General features: G+C 72.6%; 21 protein-coding genes and 1 pseudogene. 14 read left to right on the top strand and 8 right to left on the bottom strand.

The window, feature by feature from the left end:
* Positions 1-49 precede the first annotated feature (49 nt).
* The 3 genes from ABB07_RS30465 to ABB07_RS30455 form a co-directional block, all read right to left on the bottom strand.
* On the bottom strand, positions 50-319 hold the full coding sequence (locus tag ABB07_RS30465; RefSeq protein WP_055705789.1) for a hypothetical protein: 270 nt from the start codon (positions 317-319) through the stop codon (positions 50-52).
* Positions 320-445: 126 nt separating this feature from the next.
* Positions 446-1,264: an anti-sigma factor gene (locus tag ABB07_RS30460; protein WP_208901725.1), complete on the bottom strand. Its 819-nt coding sequence runs from the start codon at positions 1,262-1,264 to the stop codon at positions 446-448.
* Positions 1,261-1,854, bottom strand: a complete 594-nt coding sequence (locus tag ABB07_RS30455; RefSeq protein ID WP_208903683.1) for a sigma-70 family RNA polymerase sigma factor — start codon at positions 1,852-1,854, stop codon at positions 1,261-1,263. Before ABB07_RS30455 ends, ABB07_RS30460 begins: the two co-directional genes overlap by 4 nt.
* Before the next feature lie 158 nt (positions 1,855-2,012).
* On the opposite strand from ABB07_RS30455, the gene ABB07_RS30450 reads away from it, so the two are divergent.
* The 4 genes from ABB07_RS30450 to ABB07_RS30435 all read left to right on the top strand — a co-directional run bounded on the left by ABB07_RS30450 (position 2,013) and on the right by ABB07_RS30435 (position 8,644).
* The gene (locus ABB07_RS30450) at positions 2,013-3,554 is read left to right on the top strand and encodes a DUF4331 domain-containing protein (protein ID WP_208901724.1); all 1,542 of its coding nucleotides are present in this window, start codon (positions 2,013-2,015) and stop codon (positions 3,552-3,554) included.
* A 94-nt stretch (positions 3,555-3,648) separates the two neighbouring features.
* Positions 3,649-5,358 carry a tetratricopeptide repeat protein gene (locus ABB07_RS30445; protein WP_244189563.1) on the top strand — a complete coding sequence of 570 codons (1,710 nt, stop codon included), beginning with the start codon at positions 3,649-3,651 and terminating at the stop codon, positions 5,356-5,358.
* Complete coding sequence (locus ABB07_RS30440; protein WP_208901723.1) at positions 5,355-6,929, top strand: HoxN/HupN/NixA family nickel/cobalt transporter; 1,575 nt, start codon at positions 5,355-5,357, stop codon at positions 6,927-6,929. The genes ABB07_RS30445 and ABB07_RS30440 overlap by 4 nt, the downstream gene beginning before the upstream one ends.
* A gap of 62 nt (positions 6,930-6,991) precedes the next feature.
* On the top strand, positions 6,992-8,644 hold the full coding sequence (locus ABB07_RS30435) for a serine/threonine-protein kinase (protein ID WP_208901722.1): 1,653 nt from the start codon (positions 6,992-6,994) through the stop codon (positions 8,642-8,644).
* Positions 8,645-8,662: 18 nt separating this feature from the next.
* On the opposite strand, the gene ABB07_RS30430 is transcribed toward ABB07_RS30435, so the two are convergent.
* On the bottom strand, positions 8,663-9,457 hold the full coding sequence (locus ABB07_RS30430) for an SGNH/GDSL hydrolase family protein (protein ID WP_208901721.1): 795 nt from the start codon (positions 9,455-9,457) through the stop codon (positions 8,663-8,665).
* A 240-nt stretch (positions 9,458-9,697) separates the two neighbouring features.
* Between ABB07_RS30430 and ABB07_RS30425 the strand changes: the two genes are divergently transcribed.
* From ABB07_RS30425 to ABB07_RS30405, 5 genes and pseudogenes are all read left to right on the top strand, one after another.
* On the top strand, positions 9,698-10,096 hold the full coding sequence (locus ABB07_RS30425; protein ID WP_208901720.1) for a hypothetical protein: 399 nt from the start codon (positions 9,698-9,700) through the stop codon (positions 10,094-10,096).
* Positions 10,097-10,476: 380 nt separating this feature from the next.
* Positions 10,477-11,298, top strand: coding sequence for a glycosyltransferase family 2 protein (locus ABB07_RS30420; protein WP_208901719.1), 822 nt, complete (start codon positions 10,477-10,479; stop codon positions 11,296-11,298).
* A pseudogene (locus ABB07_RS30415) lies at positions 11,295-12,275 on the top strand (glycosyltransferase family 2 protein); the annotation flags it as partial. The gene ABB07_RS30420 and the pseudogene ABB07_RS30415, both read left to right, overlap by 4 nt.
* Positions 12,276-12,486: 211 nt before the next feature.
* Positions 12,487-13,287, top strand: a complete 801-nt coding sequence (locus ABB07_RS30410; RefSeq protein WP_208901718.1) for a polysaccharide deacetylase family protein — start codon at positions 12,487-12,489, stop codon at positions 13,285-13,287.
* Entirely contained in the window at positions 13,280-17,149 is a 3,870-nt protein-coding gene (locus ABB07_RS30405; RefSeq protein ID WP_208901717.1) for a lipopolysaccharide biosynthesis protein, read from the top strand. The genes ABB07_RS30410 and ABB07_RS30405 overlap by 8 nt, the downstream gene beginning before the upstream one ends.
* A gap of 16 nt (positions 17,150-17,165) precedes the next feature.
* Here ABB07_RS30405 and ABB07_RS30400 read toward each other — a convergent pair whose 3' ends face one another.
* Entirely contained in the window at positions 17,166-18,584 is a 1,419-nt protein-coding gene (locus tag ABB07_RS30400) for a GH39 family glycosyl hydrolase (protein ID WP_208901716.1), read from the bottom strand.
* A gap of 190 nt (positions 18,585-18,774) precedes the next feature.
* Between ABB07_RS30400 and ABB07_RS30395 the strand changes: the two genes are divergently transcribed.
* The gene (locus tag ABB07_RS30395) at positions 18,775-19,884 is read left to right on the top strand and encodes a DUF5925 domain-containing protein (protein ID WP_208901715.1); all 1,110 of its coding nucleotides are present in this window, start codon (positions 18,775-18,777) and stop codon (positions 19,882-19,884) included.
* Between the two features lie 15 nt (positions 19,885-19,899).
* Positions 19,900-20,670 (top strand): DUF72 domain-containing protein, encoded by a 771-nt coding sequence (locus tag ABB07_RS30390; RefSeq protein ID WP_208901714.1) that lies wholly within the window; start codon positions 19,900-19,902, stop codon positions 20,668-20,670.
* A gap of 122 nt (positions 20,671-20,792) precedes the next feature.
* Here ABB07_RS30390 and ABB07_RS30385 read toward each other — a convergent pair whose 3' ends face one another.
* On the bottom strand, positions 20,793-21,161 hold the full coding sequence (locus ABB07_RS30385) for a GntR family transcriptional regulator (RefSeq protein WP_208901713.1): 369 nt from the start codon (positions 21,159-21,161) through the stop codon (positions 20,793-20,795).
* Positions 21,162-21,232: 71 nt separating this feature from the next.
* Between ABB07_RS30385 and ABB07_RS30380 the strand changes: the two genes are divergently transcribed.
* The 3 genes from ABB07_RS30380 to ABB07_RS41590 all read left to right on the top strand — a co-directional run bounded on the left by ABB07_RS30380 (position 21,233) and on the right by ABB07_RS41590 (position 22,957).
* On the top strand, positions 21,233-22,162 hold the full coding sequence (locus tag ABB07_RS30380) for a GNAT family N-acetyltransferase (protein WP_208901712.1): 930 nt from the start codon (positions 21,233-21,235) through the stop codon (positions 22,160-22,162).
* On the top strand, positions 22,143-22,643 hold the full coding sequence (locus tag ABB07_RS30375) for a ribonuclease FAU-1 family protein (RefSeq protein ID WP_208901711.1): 501 nt from the start codon (positions 22,143-22,145) through the stop codon (positions 22,641-22,643). The genes ABB07_RS30380 and ABB07_RS30375 overlap by 20 nt, the downstream gene beginning before the upstream one ends.
* Positions 22,644-22,822: 179 nt before the next feature.
* Positions 22,823-22,957, top strand: coding sequence for a hypothetical protein (locus tag ABB07_RS41590; RefSeq protein ID WP_279617408.1), 135 nt, complete (start codon positions 22,823-22,825; stop codon positions 22,955-22,957).
* A gap of 14 nt (positions 22,958-22,971) precedes the next feature.
* On the opposite strand, the gene ABB07_RS30370 is transcribed toward ABB07_RS41590, so the two are convergent.
* Positions 22,972-23,430 carry a GNAT family N-acetyltransferase gene (locus ABB07_RS30370; RefSeq protein WP_208901710.1) on the bottom strand — a complete coding sequence of 153 codons (459 nt, stop codon included), beginning with the start codon at positions 23,428-23,430 and terminating at the stop codon, positions 22,972-22,974.
* A 22-nt stretch (positions 23,431-23,452) separates the two neighbouring features.
* Positions 23,453-23,917 carry an SRPBCC family protein gene (locus ABB07_RS30365; protein ID WP_208901709.1) on the bottom strand — a complete coding sequence of 155 codons (465 nt, stop codon included), beginning with the start codon at positions 23,915-23,917 and terminating at the stop codon, positions 23,453-23,455.
* Positions 23,918-23,937: the final 20 nt, after the last annotated feature.

Here is a 23,937-nt window from a genome sequence, read left to right as displayed (position 1 = left end):
GGTCGCTCAGCGGCTGCTCAGCGGCTCTCCATGGCCGCTCAGCGGCTGTTCAGTGGCCGCCGAACAGCGAACGACGCAGCCGGCGCAGCGGTGCGAAGAGGGAGACGCGGCTGACCCGCCTGCCCCGGTCGCTGCGCTGCTGTGCGGTGTCACGCGCCGTCAGCTCGCGCATCAGCGAGGTCGCCTCGGCCGTCTCCCGCTGCGGAACGGCGGGACCCGCCAGCACCGACAGATGACGGTCGAGACGCGAACTGGTCGCGCTGCTGCCACAGGTGATCGCAGGGACCCTGGCCCTGCTGCGCACTGTTATCTGCTCCATGTCACTCCCCACCCGTACGAGTCCACCCGGCCCGGGCAGAGTAACCCTATCGCCCCAGGGGGGCACGCGTGTATCGCGTCCACAGGATTCACCTTCCCTGCAAGGCGGTTGACCATCCTTCGTTGACTACTCTCCGAATCCGACCGATTTCAGGGTGAGTTGGACAATGGGCTGGCCGGTGGGCTGCGCTGACCCCCCGTCAGGCTCGACGGTTACGGCGAGTGACGTCGAGGAGGTGTCGAGACCCTTCGCGACCAAGGGCGTGTCGCCCGCGAAGAGCCCGAGGGAGCGCGGTTGCGCACGGGGGCGCATGAGCCAGAGCTGACGGACGCGGCCGGCGGGCGGGCTGCCGTATCCGCTGAGGGTGACGACGGCTTCGCCCTGCGAGGCGGAAGCGATCACTCCGATGGCGCGGCCCCGCGCGTCCTTGCCGGTGGTGGCGCGGGCGTCGGGCGCGGCCAGAACGTGGGCGATCTCACGTCCCCGGGCCTGCTCCGCGGTGAGCCGGTCCTGGGTGCGCTGGGCCTGCACGGCGAAGAGCGAGGCGACGACGAGGGCGGCCGCCGCGGTGGCCGTGGCGAGCGGCACGAACAGGGGGCGCGGGCGGGGCGTACGGGTGCGTCCCGGCGGGGGCTGGACGCCCCAGACGTGTGGCGGGAGTTGCGGTGTGCGCTCCTGGGCCGGCGTCCGGGCCTGCTCCTGCGGGATGGTGCGTACGGCGGTCAGCACCCGCTCGCGCAGCGCGGGGGGCGCGTGGGCCGCCGTGGACCAGGCGAGGCGGACCGCGTCCTCCGCCAGCTCCCGTACCTCGCCGGCGCAGCGGTCGCACCCCTGCAGGTGTTTCTCGAACCGGCGCCGCTCGCCCGGTTCGAGGGCGTCGAGCGCGTAGGGCGCGGCCAGGGAGTGCAGGTCCTCGCGGCGCAGCAGCTTGCCGAGGATGCTCATGCGGCGCCTCCCAGGCACTGGCGGAGCCGGGTGAGCCCGTCGCGCATCCGCGTCTTGACCGTGCCGAGCGGCAGCGAGAGCCGCTCGGCCACCTCACGGTAGGTGTAGCCGTCGTAGTAGGCGAGGGTCACGGACTGGCGTTGCAGATCGGTGAGCCGGCGCAGACAGCGGCGTACCCACTCGCGCTCCATGCCGGCTTCGACCTCCTCGGCGACCTGGTCGAACGCGGGCTCCCCGGCCCGCAGGGCCTCGCGCTGCTCGCGTTCACCGGCCGCGCGGGCGCTGCGCACCCGGTCGACAGCGCGGCGGTGGGCGAGGGTGAGGATCCAGGACAGCGCGCTGCCCCGGCCCGGGTCGTACCGGGCGGCCGAGCGCCAGGTCTCCAGCAGCACCTCCTGGGCCACCTCCTCGGACTGGGCGGGGTCGCGCACCACCCGCCGTACGAGCCCGTACACCGGCCCGGACACCAGTGCGTACAGCTCCTCGAACGCCCGCTGGTCGCCGTCCGCGACGAGCACCAGCAGCTCGTCCGCCCGGGCCCGGGCCCCCTCTCTGTGGCCGCAGCCGGCCCTGCCGTGCACTCCACGCATCCGCACGAACGCACACCTCCCGCGGGAGATACGGATCGGCGGGCCGAAAACGCGGGTCATGAGGTGCCCAAAACTTTTTCTCCGCCGACCAATCCGATCGGCGCTCCCGCTCCGTATACCCGTCCGTCAAAGGCAAGTCGGCACTGAGGACGGACGGCATGACACCTCTCTTCTCCAGGAGCGGCACGGGACGCACCGGCGTGGTCACGCTCATCTGCGGCGCACTGGCCGCCGGAGGGCTCACCGCCGCCGGCGCCGCCGCGCTGGCACCGGGGGCGGCCTCCGCCTCCTCCCACCGGGAGGCGCCCCTGATCTCGGGGACCCCGCAGTACGACAACACCGACCTGTACGCGTTCGTGAGCCCGGACAAGCCCGACACCACGACGATCGTGGCGAACTGGATCCCGTTCGAGGAGCCCGCGGGCGGGCCGAACTTCTACACGTTCGCCGACGACGCGCAGTACGACCTGCACATCGACAGCAACGGTGACGCGCGGGACGACCTGGTGTTCCGCTACACCTTCAAGACGCATACGAAGAACGGGAACACGTTCCTCTACAACACCGGTCCCGTCACCAGCCTCGACGACCCCGACCTCAACATCACGCAGACGTACGACATCGATCTGCTCAAGCTCAAGAACGACCACGTGATGTCGAGAACGCGGCTCGCGGACAACGTGCCGGTGGCCCCCTCCGACGTCGGCAAGGCGTCCATGCCGGACTACGGCAAGCTGCGCGCGCAGGCCGTCTACAAGACGCCGGGGGGTGCCGCGACCTTCGCCGGGCAGGCGGACGACCCGTTCTTCGCGGACCTGCGCGTCTTCGACCTGCTGTACGGCGGCAACCTCAGCGAGGTCGGCCGGGACACCCTCAAGGGCTACAACGTCAACACCATCGCCCTGCAGGTGCCCAACGACCTGATCCGCGAGTCGTCCGGGCAGCCGATCGTCGGCATCTGGTCCACCACCCAGCGCCGCAACGCGCAGGGGTACTACACCCAGGTCTCGCGCCTGGGCAACCCGCTGGTCAACGAGGTCGTCAACCCGCAGAAGGACAAGGACAGGTTCAACGCCTCCCAGCCCGCGTACGACGCCCAGTTCCTGAAGAACGTCACCAACCCCGAGCTCCCGAAGCTCATCGAGTCGATCTACAAGATCAAGGCGCCCAGCGAGCCGCGCAACGACCTGGTCGACGTCTTCCTGAAGGGCGTCAAGGGACTCAACCAGCCCCCGAACGTGCGCGCTTCGGAGGAGCTGCGCCTGAACACCTCCATCAAGCCGGCCATGCACCCCAAGCGTCTCGGCGTCCTCGACGGCGACAACGCGGGCTTCCCGAACGGGCGCCGGCTCACCGACGACGTGATCGACGAGGCGTTGCAGGTCGTCGAGGGCGAACTGGTCGGCTCGAAGAACGACTTGGGTGACGCGGTGGACAAGAACGACAAGGGCTTCGAGAAGTACTTCCCGTACGTCGCCGAGCCCACCTCCGGCTCGCGCGGCCCGCTCGCCAAGGGCACGACGGCGGGCACGGACGTGCGCAGCCAGCTGGGTGACGCCCTGCAGCCGGCCGGGTCCTCCGCCGGCGGCTCCGACAACACCGTGCTGATCGCCGCGTCGGCGGCCTCGGGCGCCGCCGGGATCCTGCTCCTCGGCACCGCCGTCGGCTGGTGGCGCCGGCGCATCCGGCGCCCCTACTGATCCCCACCCCCACCCCATACCGGCGCGGCCCGTACCTTCCCCTCCCCCACGGCGGGCCGCGCCTCCCACACGACAGACGGACGCAGGAGACGGCATGGGCCCGCGCAGACAGGACGACGACATGGACGGGCAGCAGGACAGCGGCGGGCCGGCGGTAAGCATGGGGCCGGCGGTGAACACGGGGCGCACGGTGAACACAGGGCGGACGGTGATCGCGGGGCCGGCGGCGGAAGAACCCTCGGAATCGGCCCCTGCCGCCTCCGCTGAGCACACCTCCGCTGAGCACACCTCCGACGAGCACGCCTCCTCCGGCTCCGGCTCCGGCTCCGGCTCCGGCTCCGGCTCCGGCTCCGGCTCCGGCTCCGAAGAGCGTCCGGCCGACAGCTCGCACCCCGCCGAGGACATCGCGCACGGCCCCGAAGCACCCTCGACCGTCCGCCCCGACCAGCGCGTGGCCGCCGTTCGGCGGTTCGCCGCTGCCGGGCGGCGCTGGCGGGCCGCGCAGCTCGCGGGGTGTGCGGCCCTGCTGGCCGTCGCGCTGACCGGCGGGGCCATCGCCCTCGGGGCCGGCCCGGCGCCCGCCACCGTGCCGGCCGCCTCCACCGCCGTGGACCCCGGCGCGCTCGGCGGCGGTGACCTGGACGCGGGCATCGCCACGCTCCAGGCGCACCTGCGGACCCAGCCGAAGGACTCCGGGAGCTGGGCCACGCTGGGCCTGGCCTACGTCGAGCAGGCACGGACCAAGGGCGATCCCTCCCGGTACCCGCAGGCGGACAAGGCGCTGCGGCGGTCCCTCGCGCTGGCCCCGGGCAACGACCAGGCGCTGGCCGGCCAGGCCGCCCTCGCCGCCGCCCGGCACGACTTCAAGGACGCCCTGACCTACGCGGACCGGGCCCTGCGGCAGAACCCGTACAGCGAGCGCGCGCTGTCCTCCCGGGTCGACGCCCTGGTCGAACTCGGCCAGTACGCCGAGGCGTCGAAGGCCGCCGGGACCGCCGACGCGCGCAAGCCGGGAGTGCCGGTCTTCACGCGGTACGCGTACGTCCACGAGCTACGGGGTGACGTGGCGACCGCACGCCGGGTCCTGGAACAGGCACTGGCGGGTGCCACGTCACCCGGCGACACCGCGTACGTGGCCGCCCAGCTCGGCCAACTCGCGTGGAACCAGGGCGACTACAGGACGGCCCTCACCTACTACGCCCGTGCCCTCGCCGCCGACGACACCTACCTGCCGGCGCTGGAGGGCCGGGCCAGGGCGCAGGCCGCGAGCGGCGACCGCGCGGCGGCGATCAAGGGGATGGAGACGGTGGTGTCCAGATATCCGCTGCCGGGCCCGCTCGTCGAACTGGGCGAGCTGTACGAGGCGCGCGGCGCGGCCGGCGACCGGGCCAGGGCGCGCCGGCAGTACGCCCTCGTCGACGCGTGGATCGCGCTGGCCCGGGCCAACGGCGTCAACGCCGACCTGGACACCGCGCTGGCCGCCGCCGACCACGGCGACAAGGCGGCCGCCCTGCGCGCGGCCCGCGCCGAATGGGCCCGCCGGCACACCGTGCACACCGCGGACGCGCTGGCCTGGGCGCTGCACGCGAACGGCCGGGGCGCCGAGGCCCTGCCGTACGCCCGCCGGGCCACCGCCACCGGGTACCGCAACGCCGCCTTCCTCTACCACCGCGGCATGATCGAGCTGGCCACGGGCCACCGCGCGGCCGGCCGGGCCTCCCTCACCTCGGCCCTGCGCCTGAACCCCGGCTTCTCCCCGCTCGGCGCCGCCGAGGCCCGCAAGGCCCTGGAGGCGGCGAAGTGAAGCCGCGTCCCTCGTCCCTGCGCCTGCCCTTCCTGCTCCTCGCCGGGTGCGCGCTCGCGCTGCTGCCGGCCGGCCCGGCGAGCGCCCATCCGCTCGGGAACTTCACCGTCAACCGCTACGACGGCCTGGTCGCCGCCCCCGGGCAGCTCCGCGTCGACCATGTGGAGGACCTCGCCGAGATCCCGGCGACGCAGGCCGGGCCCGACCTCGAGCGGCTGGGCACGGGCGAGTGGGCCCGGCAGCGGTGTGCGCGGGCCGCCGAGGACAGCAGGCTCACGGTGGACGGCCGTACGGCCCCGCTGACCGCCGTCGGCGCCACGGCGCGGCTGCGTCCCGGCCAGGCCGGGCTGCACACCCTCCGCGTGGAGTGCCGGCTGACCGCACCGCTCCCCCGGGGCGCGGGTGTGACCCTCGGCTTCCACAGCGCGGGGACCGGCGGCGGACCCGGCTGGCGGGAGATCACCGCGCGCGGCGACCGTATGACGCTCACCGCGTCGGACGTGCCGAAGACATCGGTCTCGCACGAACTGACCGTGTATCCCAAGGACTTGCTGTCCTCCCCGGCCGACACCACCGCCGCCACTGTACGGCTGCGCCCCGGCGGGCCGGCCCTCGCCGAGGAGCGGCAGGCGGCGCCGGGGGCGGCGATCCTGCCACGGGGCGCCGACCGCTGGACCCGGGCGCTGGACGACCTGGTGGCCCGGCGCGACCTCACCGTCGGCTTCGCCGCGCTCGCGCTGCTCGTCGCCGTCGTCCTGGGCGCGCTGCACGCGCTCGCGCCGGGCCACGGCAAGACCCTGATGGCCGCGGCCGCGGCGGCCCGCGGGGGCCGGGCGAGGCTCCGGGACGTCCTGCCGCTGGCCGCCTCGGTCACCGTGACCCACACCCTCGGCGTGGTCGCCCTGGGTCTGCTCGTCACGGCCGGTTCCGCCGCCACGCCCTCGGTGATCGCCTGGCTGGGCATCGCGGGCGGGGCGCTGGTCCTGGTGGCGGGAGCCAACCTCGTACGGAGGGTGTGGTCGGCCCGCCATCACCAGCCCGCGCACCATGGGGAGCACAGCCATGGGCACCATGGGGAGCACAGCCATGGTGAGGGCAACCATGTGGAGCACAGCCACGGGGTGCACACCAATGAGGGGCACCCCCACAGTCACGGGAGCCACACCCACGACGACGGCGGCCACACGCACACCCACGGCGGCCACACCCATACCCACCCCACCGCCCCCACCCTCCGCGGCACGATCCTGCTGGGGTTCGCCGGGGGCCTGGTGCCCAGTCCCTCCGCCGTGGTGGTGCTCGTCGGTGCCGCCGCGCTCGGGAAGGCCTGGTTCGGGCTGCTGCTCGTCGTGGCCTACGGCGCCGGGCTCGCGCTGACGCTCACCGCGGCCGGGTTCGCGGTGGTGCGGCTGGGCTCAGGGATGAGCCGGGTGCTGGAGCGGCGGCCGCGCTGGACCGCCCACCCGGTGGCCGGGCTGGTGCGCCGCTGCGTGCCGCTCGCGTCCGCGCTGGTCGTCATGGCGCTGGGTGCCGGATTGGTGGTCAAAGGGGCCGCATCCGCGCTCGGCTGAGCTAACTTGAGGTGACATCACGCGACGGAGAGACATCACCGCGACTTGCCTGGGGGGCGCCCGTGTCCGAAGAGCCGGGCCGCGAACGTGTGATCGCGGGCCGCTACCGTCTGCTGTCCCCGCTGGGCGAGGGCGGCATGGGCACCGTGTGGCGCGCCCGGGACGAGGTGCTGCACCGCGAGGTGGCCGTCAAGGAGGTACGGGCCCCGGCCGGGCTGCCCGCCTCCGACGTGGAGCGGCTGTACGCGCGCCTGGAGCGGGAGGCGTGGGCGGCGGCGCGGGTCGCGAACCGCAATGTGGTCACGGTGTACGACGTGGCCCTGGAGGGCGGCCGGCCGTGGATCGTGATGGAGCTGGTGCGCGGGCTGTCGCTGGCCGACCAGCTGGAGGCGGAGGGTCCGCTGTCGCCGCAGCGGGCCGCGCACATCGGCGCCGAGGTGCTGTCCGCGCTGCGCGCCGCGCACGCCGCCGGGGTGCTGCACCGGGACGTGAAGCCGGCCAATGTGCTGCTCGCGAACGACGGCCGGGTGGTGCTGACCGACTTCGGGATCGCCTCGGTCGAGGGCAGCTCCGCGCTGACCATGACCGGCGAGGTGATCGGCTCGCCCGAATTCCTCGCTCCGGAGCGGGCGTTGGGGCGGACCCCGGGGCCCGAGTCGGACCTGTGGTCGCTGGGGGTGCTGCTGTACGCGGCGGTGGAGGGCGTCTCGCCGTTCCGGTACGACACCCCGATCAGCACCCTGCGGGCCGTGGTGGACGAGGAGTTGCCGCCGCCGCACCGGGCCGGTCCGCTGGCAGCGGTGATCGAGGGGCTGCTGCGCAAGGACCCCGCCGAGCGGCTCGACGCCGAGCGGGCGGAACACGAGCTGCGGATCGTCGCGGCCGGGGGAACGCCCCGGGCGGCCACGCTGCCGGTGCCGCCGTACATCGCCCCGACGGTCGCGGCCCCGCACCCACACCCCTCCCCCACCCCGCCGCTGCCCCTGTCCGGCACTCCGGCGCCCTCGACGTCCACGACGTCCACGACGTCCACGGCGCCCACGGCGCCCACGGCGCCCGACGGGCCGCAGCGCACCCGGCGGGCGGGCGCGGTGCTGGTGGCGGGCCTGCTCGTGCTGGCGCTCGCGCTGGCGGGGCTGACGTACACACTGCTGAACCGGCACCACGGCGGCGGCCGGCAGAACGCGGGCGGCGGCACCCGGGTGACCGGCGGCGCGGGGACGCCGACCGCGCACGGCAGCACGGACGCGGGCACGTCGTCGCCGCCGTCGGCGAGCGGCGGCACGTCCTCGGACACACGGCCGGCGCAGTCCGTGGACGTCACGGTGGCCGGCGATCACACGACGTACTCCGGGAGTTGTCCGCCGCCGGACGCGCAGACGCCCTCGTTCACGGCGACGTTCACGGTGGGACGGCTGCCCGCGCGGGTGGAGTACCGCTGGGTGACGACCCGCGGAACCGTGTCCGACCCGGGGTGGCACACGCTGTCGTTCCCGGAGGGTGGCGGGAAGACCCGGCAGGTGCGGGTGACCCTGACGGTGTACCGCGGCAGCGGGACGACCGAGGACCAGATCAAGGTGAAAGTGCGCGCTCCGGTGCAGACCACGTCGGACGCGGTCCCGTTCTCGGTGAGCTGCACGACGGCCACGGCGACGGAGACCCCGTCGGGCGGGGCCTCCGCATCGGCATCGGGCTCGCCGTCGAGTTCACCCTGAGGGGCGAGCCCGTTCGGGTCACGCGTTGCTCGTGAACACCGGCAGATAGCCGCCGGAGTGACCGGCGGCGGTGGGGTGGTACGACTCGCTGATGTCGAGCCAGTTGACGCTGTGCAGCCACGAGTCGCCGGAGCAGATCTCGTGGGTGGAGAAGGCGGTGCGGACGTCACCGAAGACGAAGCCGTGGGCCTGGGCGCGCTTCTGGATGGCGGCGTCGATGTAGTCGGCCGCGCCGTTGATGGCGGACCGCTTGGTGTCGGAGAGCCCGAGGCAGGTCTGGCCGAGCAGGTAGAAGCGGGGATAGCTGAGCACGACCACCCGGGCGCCGGGGGCCTTGGCGCTGATCGCGTTGTAGACGGTGTCCAGCTTGCCGGGGAGCGTGGAGTCGACGTACGCCTTGGCCGTGTTGATCCGGTCGATGCAGGCGCTGTCGGACTGGATCACACAGGTCGTCATGACGTCGGAGAAGCCGGCGTCGTTCCCGCCGATGGTGATGGACACCAGTGAGGTGGCGGAGTTCAGCGAGCCGAGCTGGTTCGCCATGACGTCGTCCGTCGTGGCGCCCGAGCAGGCGTTGAAGGCGAACGAGGACGGGCTGTGGGCGGCGTTCCACAGGTACGGGTACGCCTTGGTGCTGCGATCGCAGGAGCCGCTGGAGCTGATGTAGCTGCCCGCGCCGACTCCGGAGGAGTAGGAGTCGCCGAGGGCCACATAGCCACCGGTGGCGGCGGTCGCATGGCCGGCCCCGGTGAGACCGAGGCCGGCGGTGAGGAGGAGCGAGGTCACGAATCCGGTAAGTCGGGAACGTCTCATGGAACCTCCCTTTAGCAGGATCTCTGCCACAACTGTCGTAGCAACTACGCGTGTTGACGGGAAGTGTCCATGCCAAGACTTTTGGGGTCTCAACAGGATCAACGCGAAACGTTCACCGCTCATCTATTGCATGGACATGGCAACTCTGTTGACGGTTCGACAATCGCCGTCTTGACGACCCCCCATGGACTGCGCCACATTGAAGCCCGGCATCCGGCACGTCGGGGGGCAAAGGCGGCCATGCAGACCATCCACACCAAGACATCTTCATTGCCGCTGCTCGCGGGGGCCGTGACCGCCGTGGCACTGACCGGCGCGCTGCTCGCTCTCGCCGACTCCGCCTCTCCGCTGCGCGGCCCGTGCAGCCTGCTCTTCCTGCTCGCGGCGCCGGCCACGGCGCTCGCCGCGGCGCTGCGCGGGCTGGATCCGTTCGGCCGCGCGCTCTGCGCGCTCGCGGGCTCGGTCGTCGTCAACATGCTGATCGCCCAAGGCATGCTCGCGGTGCACCGCTGGTCGGTCCGCGGCGGGGTGGTCGCGGTGACCGTGCTGAGCCTGCTGCTCCTGCTCCTGGTCGTGGTCCGGGAACGAATTTCCGGAAAACGCACACAACAGCGAGCAACACCGGCCAAAGTTGTGTAACGGCCAAACCAACAAAACTGTGAGGCAGTCCCCCAGGGGTTGCCTTTCGGGTTCAATCGTCAATACCGTCGTACATCTCACCCGCACCGGCACGTCGGCACACGGCTCCAGGGGAGGGCTCAGGGCCGCGGCGTCCACCGGCGCGGGGCGCGGTAGGGGGGTGCCGTGCTCGGTGACCGCAACTGTGACCGAGTCGTGCCGCGCGACCGGCTGCCGTTCTTCTCCGGCGGGCCGGCCAGCTTTGCCAGCTCATCGGCGTGCACGGAGACCGATTGGGAGATCGGTTTTCCGTGCCGAAGATGAGAACCCCCCTTTCGAACCGGACACAGAGCCGGGCCGCCCGGGGGTGGGCGGTCCACCGGACGAGAGGGAAAAGACTCATGAGTTCCGTCCTGCGCCCGCCGAGTGCCGGGCAAGATCCTTTAATCGCCACGCACTACCGGCCGATCTCCTCCCACCTGGCGATCACACCGCCGGTGAGCGTGGTGATTCCCGCCATGAATGAGGCGGAGAACCTGCCCTACGTCTTCAAGACACTCCCGGACTGGATACACGAAGTCGTCCTGGTGGACGGCAATTCCACGGACGACACCGTCGAAGTGGCCCGTTCCCTGTGGCCGGACGTCAAGGTCGTCGAACAGCACGGCAAGGGCAAGGGGGACGCCCTGATCACCGGGTTCGAGGCGTGCAGCGGCGACATCATCGTGATGGTCGACGCGGACGGCTCGGCCGACGGCGGCGAGATCGTCAGCTACGTCTCCGCGCTGGTCTCCGGCGCCGACTTCGCCAAGGGCTCGCGCTTCGCCAACGGCGGCGGCACCGACGACATGACCTTCATCCGCAAGCTCGGCAACTGGGCGCTGTGCACCGTGGTCAACCGCAAGTTCGGCGCCCGCTACACCGACCTCTGCTACGGCTACAACGCGTTCTGGCGGCACTGCCTGGACAAGATCGACCTCGACTGCACCGGCTTCGAGGTCGAGACGCTGATGAACATCAGAGTGGTCAAGGCCGGTCTGAAGGTCCAGGAGATCCCCAGCCACGAGTACCTGCGCATCCACGGCACCAGCAACCTGCGGGCCGTGCGCGACGGGTTCCGGGTGCTCAAGGTCATCCTCAAGGAGCGCTCCAACCGGCGCGAGCTGCGCCGCCAGGAACACCACTCGCCGATGCTCGACGCGGTCCGGGGAGAGGTGTCTTGAGAGATCCCGGCATCTGCGTCGTGATCTGCGTGTACACCGAGGACCGCTGGGAGGACATCCTCGCGGCGGTCTCCTCGGTGCGCGCGCAGTCGTATCCGGCGCTGGAGACGCTCCTGGTCGTGGACCACAACCCGGCCCTGAAGGACCGGCTGGAGCGCGAGTACAAGGAGACCGCGGGCGTCCGGGTGCTGGCCAACGCGGGCCCGCGCGGCCTGTCCGCCGGCCGCAACACCGGCATCGCGGCCTGCCACGGCGAGGTCATCGCCTTCCTGGACGACGACGCCGTGGCCGAACGCGACTGGCTGCGCCGCTTCGCCGAGGGCTACGCCGACCCGCGGGTCATGGCGGTCGGCGGCCGTACGGTGCCGGTCTGGGCGTCGGGCCGGCGCCCGGCCTGGTTCCCGGAGGAGTTCGACTGGGTGGTGGGCTGCACCTACAAGGGGCTGCCGCCGGGCCGGGTCCGGGTCCGCAACGTCCTGGGAGGGAACGCTTCCTTCCGGCGTACGGCGTTCGAGGCGGCGGGCGGCTTCGCTACCGGCATCGGACGTGACGGCGACCGGCGCCCCCTCGGCTGCGAGGAGACGGAGCTGTGCATCCGCCTCACCCGGGCCCGCCCCGACGCCGTGCTGCTCATCGACGACCGCGCGGTGATCCACCACCGGGTCCCCGAACCCCGTGAGCACTTCGCCTACTTCCGCACCCGCACCTACGCCGAGGGCCTGTCCAAGGCGCTGGTCGCGCGGAGCGTCGGCGCGGACAAGGGCCTGGAGTCCGAACGCCGGTACACCACCAGGGTGCTGCCCGCCGGGGTCGCTCGTGGCCTGCGGGACGCCCTGCTCGCCCGGCCGGGCGGCGCGGGACGCGCGGGCGCGATCGTCGCCGGGGTGCTGAGCGCCGCCGGCGGCTACGCGGTGGGGACCCTGAGGGCGCGCCGGAACGGTACGGCCTTCTCGTCGGCGCCGGTCCAGCAGGCCGGCCGACCGCCAGCGGGCAGCGCCGAGGCGGACCCGGCCGGCGGTGAACCGGCCCGCGGCCGGATCGAGCGGACCGGCGGTGCCGACCCCGCGCGGGAAGGCCGCACCCCCGCCGCGGGCGGCGCGGGACCGAGCGGCGGCCGGGGCGCAGCGGCCGACGCCGGCGCCGTCGAGCGCGCCGGACGCGGCGGCGAACGGCACCAAGGGGGCACCGATGGCTGACACTGCCGTACCGATCCTGATGTACCACTCCGTGGCCACCGCGCCCAATGACGCCACCCGCGCCCTGTCGGTCGCGCCGGAGGCGTTCGCGGAGCAGATGGCGCTCATCGGGGACCTGGGGCTGACCCCGGTCACCACCGCCGGCCTCGCGGACCGCTGGCGCTCCGGCCGCCCGCTGCCCGCCCGGCCGGTGCTGATCACCTTCGACGACGGCTATGAGGGCGTGCACCGGCACGCCCTGCCCGTCCTCGCCAAGCACGGTTTCCCGGCCACCCTGTTCGTCTCCACCGGCTGGATCAGGGGCGCGTACGACACCGGGGGCGGCCTGGACGCCATGCTCGACTGGCGGCAGGTGCGCGAACTGGCCGCGGCCGGGGTCGAGATCGGCGGGCACAGCCACACCCACCCGCAGCTCGACCAGCTGGGCGACGAAACCCTGCGCACGGAACTGGCCCGCTGCACCCGGATCGTCACGGACGAACTCGGCGCCCGGCCGGTGTCGTTCGCCTACCCGTACGGCTACTCCGACCGCAGGGTGCGCCGGGCTGTGCGCGAGGACGGCTACGTCCAGGCCCTCGCCGTCGGCAACGCCCTCGCGCGCCGCCGTCAGGGGCCGTACGCGCTGCGACGGGTCACGGTCCGGCGCTCCACCGGCGTGGAGGAGTTCGAACGGCTGCTGCACGGCCGGGCCGTCGCCCGCACCTTCGCCAGGGACCGCGCCCTCACCAAGGGCTACGCCCTCGTCCGCAGAGCACGTCAGGTCCGCCGGAAGGCCATCCGTTCCCGTGTCTGACACGACGACCACGACCGAGTCCACGACGACCGACGCCCAGGCGCCCGAGCGGTCCGGGCGCCGTCTCCGGCTGCCCGGGGCGGGCCGGTCCCCGGGCGGCAGCCCGCTGTTCCGCAACGCCTACGCGCTGATGCTCAACACCGGCATCTCCGCCGTCCTCGGGCTCGGCTTCTGGCTGGCCGCGGCCCGCTACTACTCCGAGGACGCGGTCGGGCAGGGGTCGGCCGCCATCGCCGCGATGAAGTTCCTCGCCGGCCTGACCGCGGTCACCCTGACCGGCGCCCTGGCCCGCTTCATCCCGGTGGCCGGCAAACGCACCGGGCGGCTCATCTTCAGTACGTACGCGGGCAGTTCGCTGCTGGTGGCGGTGGCCGCCGGGGTGTTCCTGCTGACCCTGGACACCTGGGGGCCGTCGTACCGGTTCCTGCACGGCACGGTCAACGGGCTCGGCTTCATCGTGGCCGTCATCGCCTGGAACGTGCTCACCCTGCAGGACGGGGTGCTGACCGGGCTGCGCAGCGCGACCTGGGTGCCGGTGGGCAACACCGTGTTCTCGGCCGTGAAGCTGGCCCTGCTCGTCGCGTTCGCCACCGCCCTCGCGACCACCGGTGTCTTCGTGTCCTGGGTGGCCGCGATCGCCACCTCGGTGGTGCCGCTGGGCTGGCTGGTGTTCCGGCGTCTGGTGCCCCGGCACGTCAAGGCGACCGAGGGCCGCACCGAGCCGCCCACGCTGAAGCAGGTCGGCAGGTTCCTCGCCGGGGACTACACCGGTTCGCTGTTCTCGCTCGCGGTGATCTACCTCGTCCCGGTCCTCGTCGCCTCCCAGGTCAGCTCCGCCGAGAACGCCTACTTCTACATCGCCACCACCATCGGCGGCACCACCGACCTGCTCGCCATCAACATGGGCGCCTCCCTCACGGTCGAGGGCTCGCACGACCCGGGACGGCTGGCCGGCTACACCCGCGCCGCGCTGAAGCGGATGGCCCGCATCATGGTGCCGATCGCGGCCCTGTGGATCCTCGGCGCGCCCTGGATCCTCGGCGTGTTCGGCTCGGGCTACGCGCACGCGGCGACCCCGCTGCTGCGCTGGCTCGCGGTCGGCTCGGTGCTGCGGGTCGTGATCGAGACCTACTTCGCGGTGCTGCGCGCGCGCAGCCGCACCGCCGGACTCGCCTGGCTGCAGGGCCTGTTGTGCGTGCTGGTGCTGGGCCTGACCCTGCTGCTCCTGCCCCGGATGGGCCTGACCGGCGCGGGTGTCGCCGAGGCCGCCAGCCTCGCGGTGATCGCCGCGATCGCCGCGCCGAGGCTGTGGCGGACGGTCCGGACCGCGACCGACGCCGTGCCCGACACCGCGCCGCCCGACGGGGACCTCGCCGACCTGGGCGCGCGCGAGGTCCCGGCCGCCGCCCCGGCGCGCCGGCACAGCCCGGCCTGGGCGCTGGACTCCGACACCCTCGCCCTCGGCATCCATGTCGACTTCGACCATGTGGAGCGCCGCCCGGACGTCCGCCCGGGCCCCGGCACCCCGCCCGCCGGTACGCCGGTGCCGTCACCGGCGCCTCCGGTGGAGCTTGCGGTGGAGCTTCCGGTCGGGCTCCCGGTGGAGGAGCGGGAGCCCGGCAGCGAGGCCTCGCTGGGCCCGGCGGAGGCCGAACTGCTGCGGGAGGCGGAGGCGGCGGAGGTCGACGCGCCGTTCACCAAGGAGGAGTTGGCGGTGTCCCCCGGGACAATGGACTCCGTGGTGGAGATCGACGCGTCCCTCCCGCAGGAGCCCGTACCGGACGAACCCGAGGCCGAGCAGCCCGCGCCCGCGGAGCCGCCGGCTCCCGTGCCGCTCCGGCAGCGGCTGCTGCCCACCCGTACCGGTGTCGTCCTCGGCTGTCTGCTGATCGCCGCGCTGCTGCTGTACTGGGTGCCCGCGCTACGGCTCGGCGAGGCCGACCTGGACCGGATGGGCGGGCTCGGGCTGGTCTCGGTGCTGCCGCTGCCGACGCTCGTCGGCGCCGCCCTGCTGGTGACCGTCTTCGCCGCGCTGCTGTGGCTGCGCCGCGAGCACCGGGCGCTGCTGCTGCTCACGCTGGTGGCGACGGTCGTCTCGCTGCACGCGCTGCCCGCGGTGATCGAGACCGAGCCGCGGTTCCCGACGGCCTGGCAGCACCTCGGGTTCATCGACTACATCGACCGCACCGGGTCCGCGGTACCGGACCTCGACGCCCGCTGGAGCTGGCCCGGCTTCTTCGCGGTGGCCGCGTTCGTCGGCCGGGCCTGCGGGGTCAGCGACTTCACCGAGGTCATCCGCTGGTGGCCGACTGCCGTCCAACTCGCCTATCTGGCCCCGATGTTCCTGCTCACCCGGTCGCTGCGGGCGAGCTGGCGGGCGAAGTGGACCGGCGTCTGGCTGTTCGTGCTGTGCGGCTGGGTCGGCCAGGACTACTTCTCCCCGCAGGGCTTCACCTACCTGCTGTACCTGATGTTCGTGGCGGTCCTGCTGGTCTGGTTCCGCCCGCCCCGCGTCATCTGGACGACGTTCCGTCCCGGCGAGGCGGAGGTGGAGCCTGCGGACCGACGGCAGCGGGCCGTCCTGCTCCTGGTGCTGATCGGCCTGTACGCGGCGAGCGTCCCCGCCCATCAGCTCACCCCGTTCGTCATGCTCGGCGTGCTCGCCGCCCTGGTCCTGCTCGGCCGGTCCGAACTGCGCGGGCTTCCGCTGCTGTTCGCGGTGGTCGTCGCCGTCTGGGTCGGCTTCATGGCCGAGCCGTACTGGTCCGGGCACTTCAACGACCTGTTCGGCGGGGTCGGCGGGGTCGGCAGCAACGTCTCGACCTCCGTCTCCGGCCGGATCCAGGGCGGCAGCTCGACCCACAAGCTGGTGCTGTACACCCGGGTGCTGCTGGCCGGCTCGGTCATGGCGTTCGCCTGCTGGGGCTGGTGGCGCCGGCGCTTCCACCGCTACCGCGAGCGCTCCCTGCTGGTGCTCACCTTCGTGCCGTTCCTCGGCTTCGGCATGCAGTCGTACGGCGGTGAGATGGCGCTGCGCGTCTTCATGTTCGCGGTGCCGGGCGCGGCCCTGCTCGGCGCCCTCGCCCTCTTCCCGCGCACCGGCGTCACCGCGCAGGAGCGGGCGAAGGACCGGGTGAGCCTCGCCCCGCTGGCCGCGCTGCTGGCCGGGCTGCTGCTGCTGGGCGGCTTCCTGGTGGCCCGCTGGGGCAACGAGCCGTTCGAGCGCACCCGGCCCGGCGAGGTCGCGGCCATGAACTGGGTGTACGCCCACGACAAGCCGACCCTGCGGCTGCTGTGGCTGACCCAGGACACGGTGAACGACGTGACCCCGGCCATGCCGTGGGGGGCGAAGGACATGGAGCGGGTGAACTACGTGCCGACCCTGGCCCCGACCGACCCGGTGCTGGTCTCGGGCCTGGTCAAGGCGCTCAAGGACGCCGGCCCGAACTCGTACCTGATGATCAACAAGAGCCAGGTCACCTATCTGCAGCTGGACGCGGGCTACGCCACGACCTGGGAGCCCCGGCTGATCGAGAACCTGGACAACCGGCAGGAGCTGACGAAGGTCCTGGTCAACGACGACGTCACCGTGTTCGCGCTGCGCAAGCGGCCGGCGGGCGCGGTGCCGGAGCCGAAGCCCGGGCCGATCGGGCCACAGGTCACCTGGACCCCGTGGTCGGTGGTCGGCGCCCTGTCCGCCGTGGTCCTGATCCTGCTGCTGGCCGCGCGGGAGGTCGTACGGGTCGCGGTCCGGCCCGGCGTGCGTCAACTGCGGCTGCTCCAGGGCACGTTCTGGTTCGCGCTGCCGCTGCTGGCGGTGGTGCTGGCCTCGCTGGTGCAGCGGTTCCTGACCATGAAGTGAGGGTGGCTCGGCCGGATCAGCGGTCGAGCCACTTCACCTCGTACGGCCGCATGTCGAACCGCTTGCTGTCCACCTGGGCGCTGATCGTCCGGTTCCGCGTGTTGACGACGAGGACGGTCCTGGCACTGGCCAGGACCCTGACGTTGGGTACGTCGTCCGGAGCGACCTGGACCGTCTCGTACCTCGTGCCGGGCGGGAACGCCCTGGCGAACCGGGACACCAGGTCGTACATGGGAAGGGCCTGTCCCCCGCCGCCGCCGTCGGTGGGCGTCCACAGACAGCCGGCGCAGCCGGTGCCGGTCTTCTCCTCCGGGTTCCAGTAGAAGCCGGACTCCGCGCCGCCCTTGACCATGGCGATCATCCCGGTGGCCTGGACGGCGACCCGGTGCGGCTCGGTCCAGCCCTTGCGGTCGTCGTTGCCGTCGCCGGGCTCCACGTAGTACTCGGCCCACCACAGGGGCAGCCCGCGGGTCTGCTGCCGTACCCACGCGCCGACCGCCGTCAGCTTGTCGGTGGCCGCGAACTCGTCGGGCAGCAGGTCGTCGTCGCGGGTGTAGCTGGAGCCGTCGACCACGGTGAAGTCGGCGCCCGCCTTGTGCGCGTTCCAGTACGAGAAGGCGTCGAGCACCCGCTGGTCCATGGCGCCCCAGGGACCCTTGAGCCCGCCGGAGGCGTTCTGGTCACGTGGATCGACGCTGTCCATCACCAGGTACGGCCCGCCGACCATGATGTCCTTGTCGACCTTCTTCAGCGCCCGGTACACGAGGTTGTACAGCTTCGTGTAACCCTCGTAGTCCCAGCGGGACCTGGCGTCGTTCCAGAAGCCCTTGAACTCGTTCCAGACGATGAAGTGCCGCACGTCCGGGTAGCGCCGGGCCACGGTGGCGGCGAGGTCGGCGAAGTCCTGGTAGTGGGCGGGCGTGGGTGCCGTCTCCAGGGCGGTCCGGCTCCAGTTCGTGTTGTCCACCCCGGCCCTGCCGCCCTTCATCCAGTCCGGGGAGCAGCACAGGGTGATCACCGGGGTGCCGTGGGAGGCGCGCACGAAGTCGATGCGGCGGTCCAGCGCGCCGAAGTCGTAGTGCCCCTTGACCGGTTCGGGGTTGTCGGCGCCCCAGCCCATGATGTGCTGGTTCTGCGCCAGCCCGGCGTTCCGCCCGAGCAGTTGCGCCACGCGCGCGGTCGCCGCCCCGGCGCCCTCGTCGGCGCTGTACTGGGTGTGCGTGAAGCCCCAGCCGACGTACGGCTCCGGTGTCGCGCTCGGGCTCGCGGGGGTGCCGTGCACCGTGTCGCCGTCGCGTATGGTGCCGGCCGTGCTGGGCCCGCCGGACAGCGTTCCGAACAGGGTCACCGCCAGGGCCAGCACGGCGGCGCCCACTCCGAGCAGGGCGGTGAGCCGCCACCGCCGAGTATCCGATTCCCACCCATGACGTCCCATCGGGGACAACAGTAACGGCGGAGGCCAGGCCTCCGGCAGGTATTGCGCCCCAAAGGGGCGCGAGGCTGTTGCGATATGCGGCTCCGCCGCGTGGGCTCGACCAGCCCACGACGGCCCGCAGCCGAAGAACAACGCTTCCGCCGCCGCGAAATGCCGTGCGCACAGCACCCCCGTGCCGGATCATGGCCGCATGTCTGCGAACCCACACGACGCTCTGCCGATCCGGCTCCACGTCGACGACTCCGACTCGCCCTCCGACGTCGTCGACGCGCTGTTCCTCGGCCGCTTCGCGACGGGCGAGCAGCCGTACTCGCACGCGGCGAACATCGACCGCGTCCGCTCCGGCGCGACCCTGCTGCCCGACGGCGCCCGGGTGCTCCGGGTCGCCCGGGACGACGACCGCAGCGCCACCCTCGCCGAGGGCGACGGCTGGACCCTGCTGGTCTCCCGCTGGAACCGCGGCGCGGACGTCACGGTGACCGCGACCAGCGCGGAACTGGCCAAGAAGGTCCTCGACCAGGCCACGGACGGCGCCGCCGACGAGCCCGAGCCACAGCCCGAGAACGTCACCATGGGCTTCTGGTACGTCTCCCCCCGGCGCGGCCCGCACCGCACCACCCGGCAGATCTCCGCGGGCACCTGGGAGGAGGTCCGGCCCAACTACACGGCACCGGTGGCGGAGGCGATGGACCGCCTGATGGGGACGACCCCGGAGGACATCGCGGGCCGTCTGCTCCTGCTGCACGGTCCTCCGGGCACCGGCAAGACCTCGGCGCTGCGCACCCTGGCCCGCTCCTGGCGCGACTGGTGCCAGGTGGACTGCGTCCTGGACCCCGAGCGCCTGTTCTCCGACGTCGGCTATCTGATGGACATCGCGATCGGCGAGGAGGACGGCGCCGGCAAGGGCCGCTGGCGGCTGCTGCTGCTGGAGGACTGCGACGAGCTGATCCGCGGCGAGGCCAAGCACACGGCGGGCCAGGCCCTGTCCCGGCTGCTGAACCTCACCGACGGCCTGCTCGGACAGGGCCGCAACGTCCTGGTCGGCGTCACCACCAACGAGGACCTGGAGCGCCTGCATCCGGCCGTGGTCCGCCCCGGCCGCTGTCTGGCCCGCATCGAGGTGGGCAAGCTGACCCACCGGGAGGCGGTGGACTGGCTCGGCGGTGACGCCCTCGGCCGGGAGGACGCCATCGGCCGGGACGGGGCGACGCTGGCCGAGCTGTACGCACTGCGCCGGGGCACGGCACCGACCTCGGTGCCGGGGGCGCGGGACGGTGCGGACGCGGGCCTGTACCTGTAGTGCTTTGATGGTGCTGTGACCTGGTTCGTCGGCACCTCCGGGTGGCAGTACAAGGACTGGCGGGACCTCGTCTATCCGGCCGGGGTCCCGGCGCGGCTGTGGCTGGAGGAGTACACGCGCCTGTTCGCGACGGTGGAGATCAACAACGCGTTCTACCGTCTTCCCTCGCGCGAGAACTTCGAGGCGTGGCGGGACCGGGTGCCGGCGGACTTCGTGGTCGCGGTCAAGGCCAGCCGCTATCTGACCCACATCAAGCGCCTGAAGGACCCCGAGGAACCGGTCGACCGCCTGATGAGCCACGCGGCGGGCCTGGGCGACCGCCTGGGCCCGGTCCTCCTCCAGCTGCCCCCGACCCTGCGCGCCGACCCCGGACTGCTGGACGCCTGCCTGGCCTGCTTCCCGTCCGGTACGCGGGTCGCGGTCGAGCCGCGCCACGACTCCTGGTGGACACCCGAGGTGCGGGACGTCCTGTCGGCCCGGGGCGCGGCCCTGTGCTGGGCGGACGTCCTGGCCCGCCCGGTCACCCCCCTGTGGCGCACCACCGGCTGGGGCTACGTCCGCTTCCACCAGGGCCGGGCCCACCCCTGGCCGCGCTACGGCAAGCGGTCCCTGGAGACGTGGGTCGACCGCATCGCGACGACGTGGGGGCAGGGGGAGGACGTGTACGCGTACTTCAACAACGATCCGGGGGGTGCGGCAGTGCGGGACGCGGTGACGTTCGGGAGAGCGGCGGGACGGGCGGGGTTGCGGGTGACACGGATCCCGGAGCCCGCCGAACTGGGGTGACTCCTTCCTGTCGCGTCCACGCGCTGCCGCGATGTCTTCTCCGCCGCGACGGCGCTCGGCCACGACGGCGCGGACCGGCGGTGCCGAACCCTCCTCAGCCGCGACCGGAAACCCAGACCGCCCTACTCCCCGTAAGCCGCCCGCAGGGCGTCCCGCACGGCGGCCAGCGCCTCGGGCTCCCCCAGCCCCAGCCTCCGCACCCGCTCCGCGTACGCCTGAGCGGCCAGCGAGGCCTCACGCTCCGCGGCCGAGCCGGCGGCGGCCACGAACGTTCCGTTGCGTCCGCGCGTCTCGATCACCCCGTCGCCCTCCAGCGCCCGGTACGCCTTGGCCACCGTGTTCACCGCGAGGCCCAGGGACTCGGCCAGCCCCCGCACGGTCGGCAGCCGGTATCCCACCGGCAGTGCCCCGGACCGCGCCTGCTCGGAAATCTGCGCCCGCACCTGCTCGTACGGGGGCGCGCTGTCATCGATGCGGATCTTCAGGCTCACGGGCCGATTGTCCCGTACCCGGCGGAAAACAAGAGGCATCCCCGGCACGCCTGCGCCTACTGTGCCTGCCCATGACAGTGATCGTGCGCGACCTGCGCCCCGCCGACCGGTCCGATGTCGAGGCCTTCGCCCGCGTACGGCATCTCGCTCTGCCCTACATCCTGTGGACCCCGGACGCCATCCTGCACCACCTCACCCGGACACCGCCCGAGGCCCGGTTCAGATCCCTGGTCGCGGAGGAGGACGGCGAGGTCATCGGCACCGCCCAGGTGGCCCTCGCGCACGACAGCCCGGAGCCGGGGCACGGGCTGCTCAACGTCTATGTGCGCCCGGACCGGACGCGGCGCGGCGCGGGCGGGCTGCTGGTCCGTGCGGCCGAGGAGCACCTGGCCGGGCACGGGGCGACCAAGCTGTTCGCCTGGCTGCTGGACGACCCGGCCAACCGGGCCTTCGCCGAACGGCGTGGCTACGGGCCCGGGCGGTCCGCGCATTTCCTGCGTCTGGATCTGGCCCGGGCCGCGCTGCCGCCGCTGCCTGCTCCCCCGGCCGGCGTCGAGGTGCGTACGGCCGCCGACTTCGCGGCCGACCCGCGCCCGTTGTTCGAGCTGGACGCGGAGACGACGGCGGACGAACCGAGCGACGTGGACGCGGAGTTCACCGACTACCAGGCCTGGATCGCGGAGACCTGGGAGCACCCGCTGCTCAACCGTGAGCTGACCACCGTGGTGCTGGCCGGCGGCCGTCCCGCCGCCTTCAGCGTGGCCTACACCGACGGCGGTTCCCGGTACGCCACGGCCATGACCGGCACCGCGCGGGCGTACCGCGGGCGGGGGCTGGCCAAGCTCGCCAAGGTCCACGCACTGCACCGCGCCCGCGCCGCCGGCTGCACGGAGGCGCTCACGGGCAACGACACCGGCAACGGCCCGATGCTCGCGATCAACGCGTGGCTCGGATACGAGATCTGCGCCACGGAGGTGCGCTATGTCCGCGAACTCGGCTGAACCGACGGCCCGGTTGGAGATCGTCCTGGTCAAGGCAGGCCGGACGAAGATCCGTTATCCGGCCGAGCTGCTCCAGGACGACGGCACCCGCATCGCCGTACGCGCGCCCTGGGCGGGAGCGGGCGTCCGCGACTTCGGCTTCGTCCGGTTCGAGGCGGGCGACGTCTTCACCGAGTACTACTGGCGGGACCGCTGGTACTCGGTGAAGGAGGTGCGCGCGGCCGACGGGACCGTGAAGGGCTGGTACTGCGACATCACCCGGCCGGCGGTCCGCACCGACGGCGAACTGGTCGTGGAGGACCTCGACCTGGACCTGTGGCGCTCGGCCGACGGCGCGGACGTACGGCGTCTGGACGAGGACGAGTTCGCCGGGAGCGGCCTGACGGAGACGGACCCGGAGGCCGCGTCCGCCGCCGTGGCCGCCCTGGCCGAACTGGAGCGGCTGGCCCGCACCGGCGGCTTCGAAGGGTTGCTGGCCTGACACCCTCGGTCGGCGTGACACCCCTTCGCCTACCCACCGCAACCGTGTCGTCACTCGTACTCGTCATACCCACAGAGTGACAGCCGCCACTGACAACCCGGCTCCGATGAGGAACTCTCGCCAAAAGCGTCTACCACCGTGCCAACGCGGAAACCCGGTAGGCACTGAAGGAGGCAGCCATGCGCCGCGTCACCGTGCAGAAGCCCCTGAAGAAGACGGACAGCCGCCGGCTCCGCGACGAGGCGGAGGACCGCCCCGCGGGACGACCCGAGGTGCGCAAGGACATCGCGCGCACCTGGTGGCCCGAGGCTTGACCCGTCGCGGCCCGTCAGTCCAGCCGCTTGCGGTAGTGGATCCGGTCGTAGGGCCCGTCGACACGGCGTTCGACGACCTCGTATCCGTACTTCGGATAGATCTTCTGGTTCTCCCACATCAGCGCGTTCGTGTAGAGCCTGATCTCGCCGAGACCCAGCTGACGCGCGCGTGCGTCGACGAAGCGCAGGAGCCGCCGTCCGACGCCCCGGCCGTGGGCGTCGGGGTGGACGGCGATGCTGTCCAGGAAGAGGTGGCCGGTGAACGCCTCGATCACGACCAGTCCATCGACGGGTTCCCCCGTGACGAACACCTTGCCGGCGGCCACGTTCGAGGCGTGGTCCGCCTCCATGGGCTGCGGCACCACGCCGATGCGCTCGATGTAGTGGTGGTAGGCCGCGTCCGTCACCGCCTTGACGGCCGGCACGTCCTCGGCGACGGCCGGCCGCACACGTTCCGGGTTCTCCTCGATCATGGACGCACGCTATCCGTATCCGTCAGGAGCCGGCGGCGCGGACGTGGTGGGCCAGTTCGGTGGCCAGGCGCCGCATGACCGTGCGGTTGGCGCGCCGCATGGTGGTCCGCACGACGGGTGCCAGCAGCCGGTCGGCCAGCGGAGCGCGGGCCCAGGTGTAGGTGAACGAGACCCGGCTCCCGCCTGCCGGCAAGGGGTCGATGAGGTAGGTGCCACGGGCCTGGCGGCGGCCGGCCGCGCTGACGTTGCGTTCGACGATCCGTCGCGGTGCCTCGGCCTCGACCACCTCGATGGTGACGTCGGTCCGCACGCCGCCCAGTGCGGCGGTGACCGTGGCACCCGAGCCGACGCCCCGGCGGGGGCCGCGGTAGCGCCAGCCGGTCAGGTAGTGGTCGGTGAACCGCTCGTGGTGAGCCATGACATCGAGGAAGTCGTAGACCTGCTCGGGCGTCTGTGCCACGTCGATCGACACGGTGACAGGCTTCATGTACCAGACGGTACATGCGG

The sequence above is a fragment of the Streptomyces incarnatus genome, assembly GCF_001027185.1.
GTDB lineage: Bacteria > Actinomycetota > Actinomycetes > Streptomycetales > Streptomycetaceae > Streptomyces > Streptomyces puniciscabiei.
The sequence above is the reverse complement of the archived record's forward strand: the minus strand, read 5'-3'. Positions and strand labels throughout refer to the sequence as shown.

Coding starts and splice junctions, on each gene's coding strand:
- ABB07_RS30465 (WP_055705789.1), bottom strand. CDS start 319: ATGGAGCAGATAACAGTGCGCAGCAGGGCCAGGGTCCCTGCGATCACC.
- ABB07_RS30460 (WP_208901725.1), bottom strand. CDS start 1,264: ATGAGCATCCTCGGCAAGCTGCTGCGCCGCGAGGACCTGCACTCCCTG.
- ABB07_RS30455 (WP_208903683.1), bottom strand. CDS start 1,854: ATGCGTGGAGTGCACGGCAGGGCCGGCTGCGGCCACAGAGAGGGGGCC.
- ABB07_RS30450 (WP_208901724.1), top strand. CDS start 2,013: ATGACACCTCTCTTCTCCAGGAGCGGCACGGGACGCACCGGCGTGGTC.
- ABB07_RS30445 (WP_244189563.1), top strand. CDS start 3,649: ATGGGCCCGCGCAGACAGGACGACGACATGGACGGGCAGCAGGACAGC.
- ABB07_RS30430 (WP_208901721.1), bottom strand. CDS start 9,457: ATGAGACGTTCCCGACTTACCGGATTCGTGACCTCGCTCCTCCTCACC.
- ABB07_RS30425 (WP_208901720.1), top strand. CDS start 9,698: ATGCAGACCATCCACACCAAGACATCTTCATTGCCGCTGCTCGCGGGG.
- ABB07_RS30420 (WP_208901719.1), top strand. CDS start 10,477: ATGAGTTCCGTCCTGCGCCCGCCGAGTGCCGGGCAAGATCCTTTAATC.
- ABB07_RS30410 (WP_208901718.1), top strand. CDS start 12,487: ATGGCTGACACTGCCGTACCGATCCTGATGTACCACTCCGTGGCCACC.
- ABB07_RS30400 (WP_208901716.1), bottom strand. CDS start 18,584: ATGGGACGTCATGGGTGGGAATCGGATACTCGGCGGTGGCGGCTCACC.
- ABB07_RS30395 (WP_208901715.1), top strand. CDS start 18,775: ATGTCTGCGAACCCACACGACGCTCTGCCGATCCGGCTCCACGTCGAC.
- ABB07_RS30380 (WP_208901712.1), top strand. CDS start 21,233: ATGACAGTGATCGTGCGCGACCTGCGCCCCGCCGACCGGTCCGATGTC.
- ABB07_RS30375 (WP_208901711.1), top strand. CDS start 22,143: ATGTCCGCGAACTCGGCTGAACCGACGGCCCGGTTGGAGATCGTCCTG.
- ABB07_RS41590 (WP_279617408.1), top strand. CDS start 22,823: ATGCGCCGCGTCACCGTGCAGAAGCCCCTGAAGAAGACGGACAGCCGC.
- ABB07_RS30370 (WP_208901710.1), bottom strand. CDS start 23,430: ATGATCGAGGAGAACCCGGAACGTGTGCGGCCGGCCGTCGCCGAGGAC.
- ABB07_RS30365 (WP_208901709.1), bottom strand. CDS start 23,917: ATGAAGCCTGTCACCGTGTCGATCGACGTGGCACAGACGCCCGAGCAG.